Annotated in this window: 13 protein-coding genes and 1 pseudogene; 4 read left to right on the top strand and 10 right to left on the bottom strand. The window is 38.4% G+C overall.

The window, feature by feature from the left end; all coding sequences use genetic code 11:
- Window positions 1-11 precede the first annotated feature (11 nt).
- The 3 genes from M0P98_00150 to M0P98_00140 all read left to right on the top strand — a co-directional run bounded on the left by M0P98_00150 (window position 12) and on the right by M0P98_00140 (window position 3,330).
- Window positions 12-1,004, top strand: a complete 993-nt coding sequence (locus M0P98_00150) for a succinylglutamate desuccinylase/aspartoacylase family protein (GenBank protein ID MCK9265295.1) — start codon at window positions 12-14, stop codon at window positions 1,002-1,004.
- Window positions 1,005-1,303: 299 nt separating this feature from the next.
- A complete protein-coding gene (locus M0P98_00145) occupies window positions 1,304-2,338 on the top strand; it encodes a sugar kinase (GenBank protein ID MCK9265294.1) in 1,035 nt (344 codons plus the stop codon).
- 134 nt (window positions 2,339-2,472) lie between these two features.
- Window positions 2,473-3,330 (top strand): 6-phosphogluconolactonase, encoded by an 858-nt coding sequence (locus M0P98_00140; GenBank protein ID MCK9265293.1) that lies wholly within the window; start codon window positions 2,473-2,475, stop codon window positions 3,328-3,330.
- Between the two features lie 236 nt (window positions 3,331-3,566).
- Here the strand turns inward: M0P98_00140 and M0P98_00135 are convergent, their stop codons facing one another.
- From M0P98_00135 to M0P98_00115, 5 genes are all read right to left on the bottom strand, one after another.
- A complete protein-coding gene (locus M0P98_00135) occupies window positions 3,567-4,532 on the bottom strand; it encodes a bifunctional 4-hydroxy-2-oxoglutarate aldolase/2-dehydro-3-deoxy-phosphogluconate aldolase (GenBank protein ID MCK9265292.1) in 966 nt (321 codons plus the stop codon).
- A 921-nt stretch (window positions 4,533-5,453) separates the two neighbouring features.
- Window positions 5,454-6,419: a C-terminal binding protein gene (locus M0P98_00130; protein MCK9265291.1), complete on the bottom strand. Its 966-nt coding sequence runs from the start codon at window positions 6,417-6,419 to the stop codon at window positions 5,454-5,456.
- A 22-nt stretch (window positions 6,420-6,441) separates the two neighbouring features.
- A complete protein-coding gene (locus M0P98_00125) occupies window positions 6,442-7,287 on the bottom strand; it encodes an SDR family NAD(P)-dependent oxidoreductase (protein ID MCK9265290.1) in 846 nt (281 codons plus the stop codon).
- A 19-nt stretch (window positions 7,288-7,306) separates the two neighbouring features.
- The gene (locus tag M0P98_00120; protein ID MCK9265289.1) at window positions 7,307-8,371 is read right to left on the bottom strand and encodes a Gfo/Idh/MocA family oxidoreductase; all 1,065 of its coding nucleotides are present in this window, start codon (window positions 8,369-8,371) and stop codon (window positions 7,307-7,309) included.
- Between the two features lie 19 nt (window positions 8,372-8,390).
- The gene (locus tag M0P98_00115; GenBank protein MCK9265288.1) at window positions 8,391-11,051 is read right to left on the bottom strand and encodes an FAD-dependent oxidoreductase; all 2,661 of its coding nucleotides are present in this window, start codon (window positions 11,049-11,051) and stop codon (window positions 8,391-8,393) included.
- Between the two features lie 219 nt (window positions 11,052-11,270).
- On the opposite strand from M0P98_00115, the gene M0P98_00110 reads away from it, so the two are divergent.
- Entirely contained in the window at window positions 11,271-11,765 is a 495-nt protein-coding gene (locus M0P98_00110) for an OmpH family outer membrane protein (protein MCK9265287.1), read from the top strand.
- Between the two features lie 76 nt (window positions 11,766-11,841).
- Here M0P98_00110 and M0P98_00105 read toward each other — a convergent pair whose 3' ends face one another.
- From M0P98_00105 to M0P98_00085, 5 genes and pseudogenes are all read right to left on the bottom strand, one after another.
- The gene (locus tag M0P98_00105; protein ID MCK9265286.1) at window positions 11,842-12,777 is read right to left on the bottom strand and encodes a carbon-nitrogen hydrolase family protein; all 936 of its coding nucleotides are present in this window, start codon (window positions 12,775-12,777) and stop codon (window positions 11,842-11,844) included.
- 61 nt (window positions 12,778-12,838) lie between these two features.
- Complete coding sequence (locus M0P98_00100) at window positions 12,839-15,475, bottom strand: heparinase II/III-family protein (GenBank protein ID MCK9265285.1); 2,637 nt, start codon at window positions 15,473-15,475, stop codon at window positions 12,839-12,841.
- Between the two features lie 46 nt (window positions 15,476-15,521).
- Entirely contained in the window at window positions 15,522-16,136 is a 615-nt protein-coding gene (locus M0P98_00095; protein ID MCK9265284.1) for a DUF1559 domain-containing protein, read from the bottom strand.
- Window positions 16,122-16,208 (bottom strand): annotated as a pseudogene (locus M0P98_00090) (prepilin-type N-terminal cleavage/methylation domain-containing protein). Before M0P98_00090 ends, M0P98_00095 begins: the two are co-directional and overlap by 15 nt.
- A gap of 73 nt (window positions 16,209-16,281) precedes the next feature.
- Window positions 16,282-17,109, bottom strand: coding sequence for a type II secretion system GspH family protein (locus M0P98_00085; protein ID MCK9265283.1), 828 nt, complete (start codon window positions 17,107-17,109; stop codon window positions 16,282-16,284).
- Window positions 17,110-17,324 lie beyond the last annotated feature (215 nt).

Here is a 17,324-nt window from a genome sequence, read left to right as displayed (position 1 = left end):
AGAGGTTTTAAATGGCTGAAATAAAGAAAAAGTTTATAGATGTCAATGTTAAAAATATTAGACCGTTCAAACTTCCATACTGGGAGATAGATTCAGGCAAACCCGGTCCCTGCTTCCTTATAAACGCTGAACAGCATGGAATAGAGGTTATTGGATGCGAGGTGATAAGGAGGTTTTGCCCTGTGGCTGCAGAAAAGATTCTTAAAGGAAAATTCTACCTCCTTCCTTTCTCAAACCCGCCTGCTTTGTGGAACAGAAGACACCACGTCTATTCTGAACCAGGTTTACCTAAAGGCCGAAGGCAAGACGATATGAACAGAGGTTGGCCAGGTAATCCTGAAGGTCACGAGATTGAGCAAATAGTATACCTGATATACGAAATACTTGTTAAAGAAGCAACCCATAACATAGATATGCACTGCCATAGTTTTTTTAATATTGCTTATGTACGCACCAACGATGATACAGATAGCGTTTCTCTGGCTATGGCTTCCGCATTCCCTATGGTAATAATAGAAAAACAAGTATTTGACGATCAACCCACTTCTTTAAGAAAAATATTTAACAGAGGAGGCAAACCCTCATTCTCTACGGAGTTTTCAGGCCAATATGTGGTACTGGAAGAACAGGTCAAAATTGGTATAAGAGCGCTTGAAAACTGTTCAAAACATTTAGGTATGTTTGAAGGAGAACCAGAAGGTACTGAAAAATCCCTTGTAGCACGAGATGGTGTACCTGCACCTGTTCCAGTTGTTGCTCCTTTCAACGGGTTATTTATTGAAAATGGCTGGAAACCGGGCGATTATATAAAGAAAGGCGATATGCTGGGCACTCTATTTAGCGATGCAAATCTGGAAATAGAAGAGATTAGGGCGCCTATAAGCGGACTTTTAACCAAGTATGGATGTAGCAGGAGACATTCTGATGTTGACCTTGCATCAAGGCACCCTTACGCAGATAAAGGAGACATTCTTGCCAATATACGGGAAGTGAACAACTCATAATCAATGATTTCTTGTTCAATATAGGGTACAGAAGAAGAGAAACCACAATTTTTACAAGGAGTAATCATAGTTATTTAGAAGATGGTCTTCTTTCTGTATAGTGTTTAAAAAACAGATGTTTTTCAACATTTGTGGGTTTTTATAAATTTTGCGAAAAACTTCCATTAAACAGTACAAACAGTACTCTTTGCAGGTAATAGAATAGGTAGAGAAAGTTCTCAAAATTGACAAGAAATTGCCTTTTGTGTTAATATAAAGGTAACATACCTTTAAAAAAACAATCATTACAAGGAGGAGATATGAGCGTAAAAAGAATTGTTACTTTTGGAGAAATAATGTTAAGACTAAAGTCCCCAGGCGCAGATAGACTTTTCCAATCGCCTGTGTTGGAAGCAACCTTTGGGGGCGGGGAAGCAAATGTAGCTGTTTCTCTTGCCAACTATGGTATGGACGCAGCCTTTGTTTCTGTTCTACCAAACAACGATATCTCAAAGGCATGTATATCAAACCTAAGAAGTTTTGGGGTTGACACTTCCTTGATAGAGTGGGGCGAAGGTAGAATGGGTATATATTTTCTTGAAACAGGTGCTAACCAAAGAGGTTCAAAAGTTGTTTATGACCGTTCTGGGTCAGCTATCTCTATTGCAGGGATTAATTCTATCGATTGGAACAAAACGTTTAAAGGGGCAGACTGGTTCCATATTACTGGTATAACCCCAGCAATAAGCCAATCTGCTGCAGACCTATCTATTTCTGCTGTGAAGGCTGCAAAAGATGCGGGTTTAACAGTTTCATGTGATTTTAATTTCCGTTCAAAACTTTGGAAATATGGGAAAACAGCTCCAGAGGTAATGAACGAACTGGTGAAATATGTTGATTATGGTGTAGCTAATGAGGAAGACTGCCAAAAATCGCTTGGTATTGCGGCTGATATTGCTGTTGAAAAAGGGAAGTTAGATATATCCAGATACGAACAACTGGCTAAAAAAGTGTTAGAAAAATTCCCTCAGATGAAAGCGATAGCCATAACATTGAGAGAAAGTAAAAGTGCTGACTATAACGGTTGGTCTGCCTGTTTGTATAACAGAAACAATTTTTATTTAAGTAAAAAATATGAAATCACAGATATTGTTGATAGGGTAGGAGGAGGAGATTCGTTTGCAAGCGGTCTTGTTTACGGGCTGATCAACAATATGGAACCTGAATATGCTTTAAACTTTGCTGTAGCAGCAAGTTGTTTGAAACACTCTATTAACGGAGATTTTAACAGGGTTACCGTTAAAGAAGTTGAAGGCATAATGGGTGGAGATGTTTCTGGTAGAGTTCAGAGGTAATGAAGTAGAACCTTTATTTAAAAATTGATGTAATTGGTAACGATAAAAACTTCTTGGCATTCCTAACACCATACCATCGCCCGAGAAGAAGCGATGTAATCCCTGCTCGAGAAGAAGCAGGGTAAAGGAGAAAGATGGATAAAAAAAACGACTGCGGACAAGAACCTATAGAGTTTGGATTAAAAGTTAAAATCTGTGATAACGTTGAGTTGATGGGTGCAACAGCGGCTACAAAAGCTGCAAAAATTCTTAAAAAATATACTGTTGATAAGAAGAAACAGGTTGTATGCGTTTTTGCAGCGGCACCTTCTCAGAACACTTTTTTAGCAAATCTATTTAAAAATGAAGGTATTGACTGGACAAAAGTTACTGCGTTTCATCTTGATGAGTATCTTGACCTCCCACGCAACCATCCTAACACATTTGAGGTATACCTGCGTAAACATATTTTTGAAAAGATAGGGATTCCTGAATCAAATATTAATTATATTAAAGAACATACTGGGTCTGCTGAAGAGATAGTTGCTAATTATGAGAAAAAACTTTCAGAAACTATCAAAAAAATAAGAGATGACGGAGGAGTTTATATAGCGTTTATAGGTATTGGAGTTAACGGACATATAGCTTTTAATGAGCCGGGTACAGATATATATTCTTCAAAATGGGTGCTCCCAATTGAGATAGACGATGTTTCTGTTCAACAGCAGTATGACGATTATAAGAACCACCCAGACCCTGCATCAAGATACGCAACATTGGCAGATGTACCAAGAAAAGCTATTACTATGAGTTGTGCTGCTATCCTTGAAGCAGATTATATTTTAACTATTGTGCCTGGAGAACAGAAGGCCGATGCTATACAGAAAGCAGTAGAAGGACCTATTACTCCGTTGATGCCTGCTTCTCTTTTAAGACAACACCACTCTACAGTTCTGTATGTGGATAAAGATGCAGCATCAAAACTAAATCCAGCACCTGCTGTTGAAAAATAATTAACGGCAACAGTTTGCTGTGAAAGCAATAAAGGAAAAAATCTTTTTTAGGTAATAAAATATTTTAGGGGTACTTCTTTATAAGATTAAACTTAAAGAGGTACCCTATATCTTTTTTAACTAACAATTTCTTGTTAGTATTATTACTTCGTGAAGATGGTCTAACATCCAATCTCCCAAAAGGAGAGGGGATTTCACATTTATTACAAAATAGTTGTGTTTACTCAGGAGTTACATTACTTCTTTTGAAGAAGATGAACAGCAAACCCTGCAATCTCTTCTTTTAGATAAACTGCGACTACTTCTCCTTTAGAATCTTTTTTTGTTGTAGAGTGGTCAACCAATATTCCTTTCCTTTCAAAATTAGCGATTGCTCTAAAAATAGAGTTGGTAGATATGGCTATATGCCCGTTAGTGCCAAGTCCTTTACTCTTATTTACCTCTATTCCTGAGCCGGCAAAGTTAGAACTGTTACCTTCTTTGAGAGGGAAGTTAAAGATTGATGAAAAAAGTTTTGTAGCCTTAAGAGAGGCTTCTGCATCAGAAGCATTGATTCCAATGTGAGCAAACTCAAAACCGAGCATAGTGTTGACCGCTTCTTCTGCAAGTGCTGTTATTTTATCAAAATCACCTGCTTTTATTACATCGTCTTTAGCTAACCAGGTACCACCAACTGCAGCAACTTTTTTAAAGGCAAGGTATTGGTTCATATTGTTAGGATTAACTCCTCCTAAAGGCATAAATTTTACCTGTCCGTATGGTCCACTTAATGCTTTTAATATATTAAGCCCACCTAAAGCTTCTGCCGGGAAAAACTTTAATACTTTTAAGCCCAGTTCAAGAGCTGTCTCTATTTCTGAAGGCGTTGCTATGCCTGGGAAAATAGGGATTTTTCTTGAAAGACAATGTTTTACTACCGATGGGTTGATACCGGGAGATACTATAAATGAAGCTCCAGATTCTACAGCTCTATCAACCTGTTCAGTAGTTAAAACTGTACCAGCACCGAGCAACATTTCAGGAACCTCTTTTGAAATACGTTGAATAGATTCCTCAGCTGCATCTGTACGAAAAGTTATCTCAATAAGAGGTAGCCCACCTTTTGCCAATGCACGTGCAAGAGGTACAGCATCTTCTGCTCTATCAATTTTTATAACTGGCACTATCCCAAACTCTTCTATTTTTTTAGAAATTTCCATTATATTCCTCCTTGTATAATATGTTATTCTGCTAAATGTAGTTTTCTCTCCCGTTCAATTTTGTCATCCCGAACTTGTTTCAGCAACCTTGCCTTGTCGCCGTTTTGTGACATTGCGAGGAATGCCTTTTAATGACGTGGCAATCCTCGTTTTTATCCTATACACTATTGTTTATTCCCATTCCTTTTCCGCCTACGGCGAGATTGCCACGCTAAAAAACGGCTCGCAAAGACGGAATGGGGCGAAGACATAAAGACCCCCTCTCCCTTAATCCCTCTCCCCCAAGGGTAGAGGGCAAAGAGGAGTGAGTAGATACTCCATACGCTTTTCTTTTATGCTTTTATCCTTGCCTTGTCGCAGTTTTGTGGCATTGAGAGGAATGCCTTCTAATGACGTGGCAACCCTCGTCTTTATTATTGTTCTTATTTCGTTAAAAAAGTATGTGTTTAGGAACGAATTACGAGGTGCTACTACAACTCAAGCAAGAATCGAGCTGTTAACAAAAGGTTCAAGCCTTTTGTTCCCCTACTCTGAGCCTGTTAAGCCCTTCGGAGACGCTCTTTGTGCAGAAGGGTGAGTTCTCAGAGTGCCCGATTGTGGCGTAGAAGGTGTATGCGCCGTAGTACCAGAGAGAGTAGACACCCCATACGCCTTTCTTTTATGCTTTTATCCGTGCCTTTGCCTTTTCTTCGTTAAAAAAGTATGTGTCTACGAACGAATTACGAGGTGCTACTACAACTCAAGCAAGAATCGGGCTGTTAACAAAAGGTTTAAGCCTTTTGTTCCCCTACTCTGAGCCTGTTAAGCCCTTCGGAGACGCTCTTTGTGCAGAAGGGTGAGTTCTCAGAGTGCCCGATTGTGGCGTAGAAGGTGTATGCGCCGTAGTCCCAGAGTGAGTAGACACTACATACTTTTTTCCCCCTTTTATACCTTATTAATAGGGTACGTGGGTTTTCCGCCGAGTAGTACCTCTTTCACATTTTGAGCAGCTTTAGTTTTTAACTCAAGCATAGATTCTTCTGTATAAAACCCTACATGGTCTGAAAGAGTAATATTGTCTAAAGATAACAATGGATTATCTCTACTAATCGGTTCTTGTTCAAAAACATCTAACCCAGCACTATCTATCCAACCTTCTTTTAATGCCCTATAAAGAGCTTTCTCATCAACAACAGCACCTCTTGAGGTGTTGATAAAAATTGCAGTCGGTTTCATTTTACTAAATATAACCTCGTTAAACATTTTTTGTGTCTTTTCTGTAACAGGCATATGTACCGAGAAATAGTCTCCTTCTCTTAGCGCTGTTTCCAAATCAACTTTTTCTCCTCCTGCATCAGATATAATAGAATCTTCAACATAAGGGTCATAAACAAGTACTCTGCCTAATTCAAATCCTTTCAATTTACGATGAACAACCCGTGCAATCATTCCATAACCAAAAAAAACGAAGGTTTTATCTTTAATTCTATACTCAGGAGATGTTGATTTTACATCCCATATACCCGCTCTTATATTCCTATCTCTTTGAGCCACCTTTCTTACGCAAGAAAGAAACAACCCCATTGCCTGGTCAGATACATCGTCACCGCAATAGTCAGGGACATTCGCAACCCATATACCTTTTTCTGTTGCTGTAGAAACATCTACATTATCATAACCTACTCCGTATCGAGAAATAATACGACATTTTTCTAACCCGTTTATTATCTCTGATGTTATCGGTGGTAGATTTACTATCAAACCGTCCGCATCTCTACTTGCATTAAGTATATCTGATGCCGTATTGCTTTGGACAGTAACAACCTCAGCGTTTAGAGGCGCTAAAACCTTTTGTTCAGCTTCATAGTCAGGATAATACCGATCATCAGCAATAACTATCTTAAATTTCATACTACCTCCTAATGTTAACTTATTAAACCCCACTGAAAGAGCCATACCCTCCATCTATAGCCAGACTACTACCAGTGGTAAAAGAAGCTGATGGTGAGCATAAATATACTATACCGCCAAGAATTTCTTCTGGTTTACCGTATCTACCCATTGGAGTTCCGCCTAAAATATCTGCACCTCTGCTCTCTTTAAGAACGCCCGGAGTTTTACTAATTAAATCTGCGTTCTGAAGAGTAGGGAAAAACCCTGGTCTAATTTCATTAACTCTAATTAACGGAGAATGGTTCATTGCTAAATCAGCTGCCAACCACCGTGTAAAATTACTAACAGCAGCTTTTGCTGCAGAGTATGCTAAGGTTCTTGAGAGAGGAGTGTCAGCGCTCATTGAAGAAGTGTTTATAATAACACCTTCTTTCTGTTCTATCATCTTCTGCACAAAAACCAAAGAAGGAAGTACTGTTCCAAGTATGTTTAGGTCAAACACAAACTTGATACCTTCAGGGGAAAGGTTATGGAAAAAAACACCTGACTCTTTATTGGTGATAGCTTTGGGGTGGTTTCCACCTGCACCGTTGATAAGAATATCTACCCTACCAAACTTTTCAACAACAGACTGGTAAGCTTTTGTAACGCTTTCTTGGTTGAGAACGTCTACTGCTACAGCAAAAGCCTCTCCACCTTTTGCGTTAATATCTGAAGCAGTTTTTTCTGCTTCTTCAAGACGAAGGTCCAACACTGATACCTTCACTCCTAATTCCGCAAGCCCTCTTGCAACAGTTCCAAATATAACTCCACCTGCTCCTGTAATTACAGCAGTTTTCCCTTCAAGAGAAAACATACCTTTAAGTTTTTCTTCTGCTTTCATCATTTTTCTTTCTCCTTATAGTTTATCCCCACCGACCTTTTATAACAGTCCCTTTTTCGTTAGACTCATACATAGCCTCAATAATTTCAATACATGCCAACCCAAGTTCAGGGCTACAACCATATATAATCTCTTTATTGTTAGCGATACAATCTACCGCATAAGCAAGTTCTTCCACATATCCAAGATTATAAAACTCGTCAACAGCTGGAGCTGTCCAACCTTGGGTTGTGTCTGCCTTTTCCATTACATAAGAATAACCGTTCTGGCTATATACTTTTAGAGGAGACCCAAAAGTCAACTCAACTTTAATGTTTCCAGTTGTCCCGTATATTTCAACAATATCATTCATACCGCCAACTGTTATATAGTTACCTTCAACAAAAGCGCGTTGCCCTTGCTCAAAAGTCATCATACCCATACCAAAATCTTCGCCACTATTATCTTTGTGTACAAAATTATTTTCGCTACCACTTGTACACATAGCGAAAACCTCTACCACTTTATTTTTTCCGCCATCTCCAAGAAATTGAAGCACCCACCCTACAGGATGTATCCCTAAATGTATAAGGCTACCACCACCACAGGTCTCCTTATTCTTAGCAAAAGGGCTGTGGGTACCGTTATGACATTCTTTAGCTTTAACATATAGAGAGGTTCCAATACCTCCTTCTTTAACTATCTCTTCTGCTCTACGTAACGCTGGAGCAAAAGTCCAGTCTTCAGCATAAAAGAGTTTAACACCTTTCTTTTTACAGGTTTCAACCATCTCACGAGCATCTTTTGTGTTTGTTGCAAGAGGTTTTTCACATAAAACGTTTTTACCTGCTTCGGCGGCAGCCATTACCACAGGATGATGAAGAAAATTTGGTACACAAACAGAGATTAAATCGAGTTCTTCTTTTGCAAACATTTCTTTATAATCGGTATAGACTCTTGGAATATTCCATTTAGCAGAAAACTCTTCAAGGTTATCTATAGCTGCTACAGATGTTATTTCTACCATATTGTTTCGTTTGTAACTATCTGCATGAAAATCTGCCGCAAACTTTGAGCCCACAATACCCACTTTTATTTTTTTATTCATAGTTTTATCTCCTTATAAATTAAATCGGTTTATCGTCAGTCTGTATCATCTCAAGGGTTTTGTTGGGGCACCTCTGTATACACATACCGCAAGCTACACATTTTTCTTCATCAACATATATCCTGCCGTTATCATCAAGTTTGTTAGCAAACATCTTACACAACTCAACGCATATTTCGCACCCTGCACCACAACCACAAGCAAGACAACGAGACGCTTCTTTGACCGCCTGTTCTTCTGTTAAAACAGGAGCATAACCATCAAAATCTTTTGCCCTTTCTAAAGCAGGTCGATTCTCTATTTTAGGTCTCCAAGCTCTCGGTTCTTTACCGTGTAAAAGAAGAACCCTCTCTTTATCAGCTTCTATGTCAACAGGTGCATACTCTAAAAACGCTTTTTCTTCACCAGAAAGAAACTTATCTATAGAGACAGCAGCCCTTTTACCCATAGCAATAGCTTGAATAACATCAGCAGGACCAGACACACAATCACCGCCAGCGTAGACTCCTTCAATGTCAACCGCACAGGTTAAAGGGTCAGCCTTTATGTAACCCTTTTCGTCTACAGGTAGAGTACCTGCTTCTACCCATTGCCCAAGAGCAGTTATCAAACATTCAGCCCTAAGAATAAATTCAGTCCCACATACCTCAATAGGTCTTCTGCGACCGCTTATATCAACTTTTTCTTCAAGGATATAATTAACAAGTCTGATACCTTTCAAACAACCTTCTTCTGAGACTATTTCGACAGGTGCTGCAAGGTACATAATCTTTACGCCTTCTTCTTCTGCTTCCCAAACTTCTTGCTCTGTTGCGGGCATCTCATCCCGGGTTCGTCTGTATAAAATAAAAACTTCTGCAGCACCTAATCTTAACGCTGTTCTGGCTGCATCAACAGCCGTAAACCCGCCACCTATCACTGCCACCCGTTTACCTTCAACATTCTCTTTCTTTGAATGAGGGTCTTTCAAAAAAGATACTGCATCCATACATCCTTTAGAGTTTGTTTCGCCGGGGACATTAAGTTTTGTGCCTTTTTGAGCTCCTATACCTATAAACACAGATTTGTAACCTTTATCTTTAAGGGATTGCACAGTAAAATCTTTCTCCATAACCATCTCTGTTTTTATCTCTACACCCAAGTTTAACAACGTATCAATTTCTTTATCCAGTTCTTCATCGTTTAACCTAAACGCAGGAATCCCGTAACGTAACATCCCGCCTGCCTTTGGAGCAGCTTCAAAAATAGTTACCTTATACCCAGCTCGTGCAAGGTCAAATGCAGTAGCAATCCCAGCAGGACCAGAACCCACCACCGCAACTTTGTCTTGCTTCGGTGTCCCTTTTTTATTCAAAATATTTGGTTTCCAGCCTTTCTCTTCTGCCATATTCAGAACAAACCGTTTTATCTCTCTTATCATTATCGGTTCATCTTTCAGCCCTCTTGTACATGCAGATTCACAAGGGTAGTCGCAAATCTTGCCACAAATTGATTGTAACGGAGATTTAGACATTATCAATTGGTATGCTTCTTCGTACCGTCCTTCTGCTACCCTTCGGATATACCCTTGGGCAGGTACAGAATTTGGACAATTGAAAATACAAGGAGCTACAGGGCGAGGGTCTTTGATTCTTGCGTTGCCAGGGTAAAGGGTAAGTTCTGGCGCAGAAGTTATAGCAGGTACAAGGATATCTCTCATATCTCTTGTTGTTTGGTACCCTTTATCTGTCATATATTTTTTAAATCCATAAAGAAGTTCAGGGAAAAACCCAAACCCTCTGACAAGAGTTTCAGCACAAATACCTATTAAATCAGCACCACACATAACCATTTCAACAGCGTCTTGCCAATCAGAGACACCTCCAACCCCAGTAAGAACCTTATCTGGGCCACAGTTTTTTCGCATCTCATACACATCTCTAAGTGCAAGCGGTTTTAACCATTTTCCAGCTAAACAAGCCATTCCTATCTCTTTCTGAAGGTAGTACATAGAGCGTGTAGGGTCGTCCAGATTAATAGGGGGCACTCCAAGACGGTTAGCCGTACCTCCAACAACATCAGCGCCTGCTTCAAACGCTGCTTTAGCAATTTTGCCTATCTGACCTCCTTCAGGAGTCAGTTTTAAAAATAGAGGAATTTTTATTGCAGATTTAACAGAACTAACAATTTGAGTTGCTACACCTTGCTCTTTTCCCATACTTGCCCCTGTCTTAGGTCCACCTTTATCTTCTCCGGATACCTCAACATTAAAAGACATATTGGGGCAACACATATTTAACTCTATAATATCAACTCCAGCAGACTCACATTTTTTAGCCATCTCAGCCCATCCTTCCGGACCTTTGTCGCCTGCGTAAGTAATATTTGCAAAAAGAACTAATTCAGGTGTTTTTTTCTTACCTTCTTCTATCAATTTTAATAACTCATCAAGAAGAAGCCTCTTTTCTGCTGTAAAAGAAAAGATACCACTATTGGGGTAGTACCCATATCTGGGGGCTCTATTTATATATGGAAGAGGGTAGACAGTAAGTTTAAGGCTTGCAGCTCCCCAACCGCAATCTCTTATTTTTTCTAGTTGTTCAATAGTCATTGTGGTAGGTCCAGAGGAAACATAAAAAGGGTTGCGAAATCTAACTCCAGAAACCACTATAGGAAGTTCAAAATCAGTGTAACGAGCCATTTTCCCTCCAGTTTATTTAAAGTTTGTTTATATAGGGGTGAACTTGTGTGATAACACACTAAATCTCTTACGATTTTAACATATTTATGGTTTATTGTCAATTTTTATATAGGGGAGAGAGAATATAAAACCTTCTTTGTAATAATTGGATTTTTTTTAATCTTTATGATACTATTTAACACATCAAAAGGTATTTTAACTACCATAAAGGAGAAAGTGATGTCAAACGTATTGAAGGAAAAAAAGACTGCTAATTTGTTGCTGATTGCGTTAATATTTGTTCTGGGAATAATATTTCTACTCACAGCCGGCAACAAAATTGTTGGTAAATCTGTGTCAATTGCATCAGCTGATTTTGAACGTATTATGGGTGAACACCCTGCATTTAAACAAGCAATGGTAAAATTTCAGCGTGAATCAGAAGCTGTTCAAAAAGAATTTGCTAAACTGGGCGGAGAATCAAAGGTGGAAGAACAACAAAAGTTGTATATGCAACTTCAACAACTTGCAGGACAACTACAAGAAGAAGCTATGTCAAAAGTCTTGGAAGATGTGCAGAGAATAGCTAAAAGTAAAGGATACAACTACGTACTTGATAAAAAAAGCCTTCTTGTTGGAGGTAGAGATATTACTGGTGAGATATTAAGCGAAATGAAAGAGGCAGAGAAACCAGACACAGAAACCTCTCTGTTACCAATGATTCCAGTCAAATAATGTAATAGAGGGTGACATTATAGTTAATAGGTGAAGGTTACATATTGTTTTCATAATTAGCTGAACCTTTTTTCTTTTATTTGGTATTTTCGTTACGATGTTTCAGTGACCTTGCAAAATATTGGTCTAACAACTCTATATCAAATTCTTGAATAATATCTTTAATAGTTATCCCTTCTATATTGTTTGCAATCAACACACAACCTAAATGTCCAGGGTCATAAACTGTTACACCTTCACCATACTTCTTTTTCATTGCCCTAAATTTGCTTGAATGTCCTGAGATATGTACAAGGCAACAATCAAGGTTCACTGTTGCGGTTACAAAATCATAGTAGTTGGTAGTTGAAGCAACGATATTCCCTACAGGAGAAAGAATTGTTCCCAACCCTCCTTTCAGCGCTCCAACAAAATAGGCACGACAAGCATAAGCCCAATATGCCTGCATCAATCCTCCGTGGTAAGCAGAAGAGAATATCAGTATATCAGGTCTTAATTTGGCATATTTATATAACAGGTCGGTAAAATTTAGGTCAAAACATATAACACACGCAACAGTTCCAAAATCGCATTGAATAATAGGCGCTTCAGTCCCGTAAAGAGTTTTATCTCTTGTGTTTTCAGTAATAACTAAATGGTTTTTATTATATTCTCCTGCAATACCTCCAGTTCTATCTATTATAACGGTAGAATTTCTCCAATCCCCGTTCTTATCTTTCCTGCCTGCAGAATAAGCAATATATGTGTTATATTTTTTAGATATATCTTTAAAAAAATTGAGAAACTGTTCTCCTTTCACTTCATCATATTCTTTAGACATCTTCTCATTAAGGTTCGCAGGAGTATCACAATGTTCAGGTAATACTATAAGGTCGGGTCTGTTGGGAAGTACATTCTCTAATTTATAACCAATATGAGAGATCATCCCTTCCACTATCTCTTGAATTGTTCTGGTAGTATCTGTTCTTGGAGGAGCCATACTAATATTACTTATTGTAACTTTTTGTGACATTTAAGTTTCTCCTGATTTCAAAGTTGAATTACCAATTTTTTTCTATGAGAAGTTAAGGGTTTTATTGTTGTAAAGCAAGCTCTTTTTGAGCCATTATATTATCGGCTAATGGGCGGTCAACAACTATTCTGTTCTTTTCTTTAATTTTTATGTGACCACCTATGTCTCCTGTCTTATTTACTGTTATCTCATAATTGAAATCCCCATAGGTAAACAAGACTGTAAAAACACCTTGTTTCTCAGATACTCTGCTTTCTGACATATTTTCAATTGTTTTATCAGATACCTGTATAAAATGTAGGAAAGAGTCTTCTTCTTTTGCTACCTTAGGGCTTACTTCCACTCTCCATCTCCCTAATGTATCAGTAGCACTACTTCCTTTCATATTCAGCCTTGTTAGATATGCGGTAGGCGCCCAATTTTTTCCGTCTACCCAAAACTCTTTCCCTTCTCCACCAATTTTCTCTACAACTGCATCTAAAGGATATAAAGTACGGCAGAATATACGACCTTCACCTTGTTCTGCTTTAAATTCGTTCCCTATAATTTCTGGTTGGTTTGATGTATGTAAAAGCCATTCTTTTTTATATTCAGCTTTAGAAGAAACAACCCTATCAAACACAATAAAATGGTTAGGGTTCAGGTATATAAACTGTCTGACCATCTCTTTACATTTGTTGGGATTGTATGTACCGGTAGCATCTGTTGCTACATAACTAAAATAAGGACTTGTTTCAAAGGCAAGTACTTTTGCAAACTGTGTTATCCGATCCTGACCACCATAATTGTTTTCACCTGGTAAATGTATAAGCACCCCATTATGAGCTACTGTTTGGCGAGCATATTTTGCTGTATGCTCCCCAAGGTTGCCAGAACCACTGTCGAGAGCTAAATCTCCCTGTTTATATATACTAAAATGTGTTGTGTCATAATCGTCTGAACTAATTTTTCCACCTCCTGCAGAAAAAAGAACGTAGGTATCTTCTTCGCCAAACCCTGAGGACATAAGAACAAGACCACCATCTTCAAAATGGCGTGCTATAGGCATTCCTTTAGGAATAGCAGGAGCCGGTGCGGAATCAATACCTGTTAAAAGGAATTTGTTAATAGGGAATATGCCTGTATATATTTCAGGGTCATATTTTATATGTGCTTCACACTGTTTTTCTATCCGTTTTTTTAAATGTCCAGCTATAGAAGCGTAATCAGGGTTTGATTTATAAAAAAAATGTATAGAATGGTTCATTAGATCATAATATAAAGTAGGACTATTTGTTTTTGTTCCCCACGAACGTGCGTACCCAAAATGGCGTATCATATTGCCTTCAAACCCAAGAAAATTTCTTAACGCATAATCAGGGTTAAGTATATGTACCCATTCTGCAGGCACCTCTCTATCCATTGCAGAATGCCACGTATGAGCAAAAGTCCATAAAAATGTTGAGATATGCGCAAAAGCGTAATCAGGTTTAAGATGCCAAGCTCCATCGTCGCCAGACATATCTAAGATATGCTTAAAAATGTTAACATTACAATGGTACCCTTGACCTAATAATGTCAAAGCACGAAAATAGTCAGGTTCGCTTAACTCTTTATCTATAAGAGCAAGTCCTGTATACCAGAACATATTCTGAGTATAATACCACGGTTGGAGGTCTATCCGCAGTTGTATTTTATCTTCAAGATACATTCCATAAGCATACCTTAATAAATCTGAAGCAAAAGATTGCCTTTCTTGAGGGGTTAAATATTCCCACATCCAATCTAAAGTAGTTGAAGTAGCTATTCTTGAGTAAGCGCGTATACCATCAGATTTACGGCTTAAATAATAATCGAGTGTTACCCGAAACATCGCCTTTATTTTCTCAAGGATAAGAGGGTCTTCTGTTACTTTGTAAATAAAAGCCGCAGTTAAAAGATTTACTCCAAAATCTCCTTGCTTTATCTGCCACATTTCAAGAACTTCAACCTGTTTTTTTAAACGGTTAAAATAATCTTTCTCTTCTTCTATAGCTCTCTTTTTTATAGTAGACCAAAGCGTTCTATTAAGAAAAAGACGGGGGCGTTCCATACTTATAGAAGGAAGAATGTCTATTGAGTATAGGTAAGATTTTGCTATAAAGTTTATCTGAGTGTTGGAAGGTTTTTCTTCAATAAGCAGAATAAGTTCTCTGCGCCCTGCGGGATAATTCCTTTCTTTGATATAAGATATAGCGGTTGCCAATCTTGCGGGCGCAACAAGACCTATCTCTTTGGCTTTTTTGAAGTATGTTCTTGCTTCTTCCCAGTTTGCTTCTCCAACATAAGTCTCCCCTATTACAAGATACGCTTCTCCTTTTTGTTTAGAGGTGAGAGTAGAAAATGTCAACAACCGTTCAAATTCTTTTCTTATACCAGAAAAGTCTGTTTCGTTCCTATCATATAACTGCATCTCTCCAATAGCAAGGATAGCTTCAATTTTTTCTTTATCGTTTTTTGCCAACTCAAGGGCTTGGCGAAAATATGTTTGCGCTTGGGAATATATAATCTCTCTGCGGTGAGCAAAAGACGTGTCAACAGTCTTGTCTCGCAGATAGACCCTGCGAGCTTTTTCAAAAACGTCCTTATATGTAGAAATTTTCTCTAATAAAGGAGTTTCTGCCCAACTGTTTATAACAAAAAGAGATAATAAAAAATAGAAACCTATAATTTTTTTCATCTAACTCTTGCTCTTACGGGGAAGGAAGAATAACTCTTATAATTCTTTACTGTAAATCATTCACTGAACCGTTCTGCATAACAACAATCCATTTCCCAGTTGATACTGTCCATAATTTTTCATATGTGTTGAAAGTATTGGGAGTTAACGATTCAACATGTCCATCAAGAAATAGTAGATTGGCAAGGTTGTTATGCCTAAAATGTATAGCCCCATCACTATGTGGATCAGTATCAGCGAGGGCAGAAGAACGGCAATAACGGATCTGTTTCCATTTTGTAGAAGCAGAAGCGTTAGGGTTTGCCTGCACAGTATCTGCTATAAGAAAAAACTTTTCAGGATATTCTATTCTTTTGCTTAAAATTCCGTAATATCCTCCAGTGTTTCTAAACAATGTTGAGTTGGTATATCCCGCTGCTCTGTATCCGTATCTCTGGTTTGCAGTGCTGGCAGAATACTCATAAGGAGGGTATGCTGGACACGCAAATGTTTGGTCAGATAAATACTTGCTGAACGGAGTACCTGCCCATTGTGCTAACCAGAGATGTCCGTTCCAGTCGTTCATATACATATGTAATCCTAACCCAATCTGTTTAAGATTATTTATACAGACAGCACTCTTTGCTCTTGCTCTTGCTTTACTCAAAGCAGGCAGAAGCATACCCGCCAGTATGGCTATTATGGCTATTACTACAAGAAGTTCTATAAGAGTAAACCCTTCCCTCTTTTTCATTATTCTCACCTCTCTTGACTCCAAACTGACCTTTTTGTCGTTAAAAGGAGTCTTAATTTATTGTTATAGTTCCTTAATTTTTATGCTGTTGTTTTTTGAGCATAGTTGCCCAATCAATAAGAAGAATAGAGTTCACGTAGGGAACCAACATCTCCACCACCAAATGTTCCATAGGCTGATGAGTTATTCCCAAGAAAATTTGCCCAGTTAGGAATATCTTGTGGCACGATACTGTAGAAGCTTGTATGCTATGCCTTGCAAGCCATTTAGCGTGCCCTCCAACATATAAAACATTAACGCCAGCATCGTAGTGGTTGTGGGCTCGAGCATCGTTACTGTTAGGTTTTCCAAAACTTAAAGGTCTATATTTTTGGGAAGAAGCAGGAACTCTATCCCAAGCATACTCTCCTGATTTCTGGTCTGCCATAATACAAGTATCTGGATGGGTTTGAATATTAAGCCCAAACGCATAAGCATAGGAACAAGTACTATCGGCTGTTGAGTAGGCGGTTGAAGCAGTGCGGACAAGTTTTCCATCAAGAGAAGGTTCATCAACACTTGAACTTGGACAGATAAACAATTTATAGTCAGTAACATAAGGCGGGCTTTCAAGACCAGGGTTATCAGGGTCGGTCTGCCCTGTCAATAGAGAAAGAGACCTGTTTACCATTGTTCTTTCACTATGTCCTTGCCTTGGTTCAAGGATAGGAAACCAGCCTCCCCAATCTTGAGCGTAGATGTGTAAAACTACACCAAGTTGTTTGAGGTTAGCAAGGCAAACCTTCCTTCTTGCTTCTTCTCTTGCTCTTGCCAAAGCTGGCAGAAGCATAGAAGCAAGAATTGCAATAATGGCTATAACTACAAGTAATTCTATAAGAGTAAACCCTTCATTGTTCCTCATTTCTCTCACCCCCTTTTTACCCCATTTTGTTTTTTGGGAGCTTTTCAAAGGAGTATACTTGTTATACGGGGTCATTGTACAGTTAATATAAGATAATTATCTTACATAAATTGTTTGATTCAATTCTTATATTATTTTACTCCCTTGCTCTTTGTTTTGTCAAGTAAAAGTCTTTTATAATACAAAGTATACCTGAAAGGGATAAGAGTGAGTAC

It is taken from the genome of bacterium, assembly GCA_023230585.1.
GTDB lineage: Bacteria > Ratteibacteria > UBA8468 > B48-G9 > JAFGKM01 > JALNXB01.
This window is presented reverse-complemented; position numbering and strand designations above follow the sequence as displayed.

Coding starts and splice junctions, on each gene's coding strand:
- M0P98_00145 (MCK9265294.1), top strand. CDS start 1,304: ATGAGCGTAAAAAGAATTGTTACTTTTGGAGAAATAATGTTAAGACTA.
- M0P98_00105 (MCK9265286.1), bottom strand. CDS start 12,777: ATGTCACAAAAAGTTACAATAAGTAATATTAGTATGGCTCCTCCAAGA.
- M0P98_00085 (MCK9265283.1), bottom strand. CDS start 17,109: ATGAGGAACAATGAAGGGTTTACTCTTATAGAATTACTTGTAGTTATA.
- M0P98_00095 (MCK9265284.1), bottom strand. CDS start 16,136: ATGCTTCTGCCTGCTTTGAGTAAAGCAAGAGCAAGAGCAAAGAGTGCT.
- M0P98_00130 (MCK9265291.1), bottom strand. CDS start 6,419: ATGAAATTTAAGATAGTTATTGCTGATGATCGGTATTATCCTGACTAT.
- M0P98_00140 (MCK9265293.1), top strand. CDS start 2,473: ATGGATAAAAAAAACGACTGCGGACAAGAACCTATAGAGTTTGGATTA.
- M0P98_00110 (MCK9265287.1), top strand. CDS start 11,271: ATGTCAAACGTATTGAAGGAAAAAAAGACTGCTAATTTGTTGCTGATT.
- M0P98_00150 (MCK9265295.1), top strand. CDS start 12: ATGGCTGAAATAAAGAAAAAGTTTATAGATGTCAATGTTAAAAATATT.
- M0P98_00125 (MCK9265290.1), bottom strand. CDS start 7,287: ATGATGAAAGCAGAAGAAAAACTTAAAGGTATGTTTTCTCTTGAAGGG.
- M0P98_00115 (MCK9265288.1), bottom strand. CDS start 11,051: ATGGCTCGTTACACTGATTTTGAACTTCCTATAGTGGTTTCTGGAGTT.
- M0P98_00120 (MCK9265289.1), bottom strand. CDS start 8,371: ATGAATAAAAAAATAAAAGTGGGTATTGTGGGCTCAAAGTTTGCGGCA.
- M0P98_00100 (MCK9265285.1), bottom strand. CDS start 15,475: ATGAAAAAAATTATAGGTTTCTATTTTTTATTATCTCTTTTTGTTATA.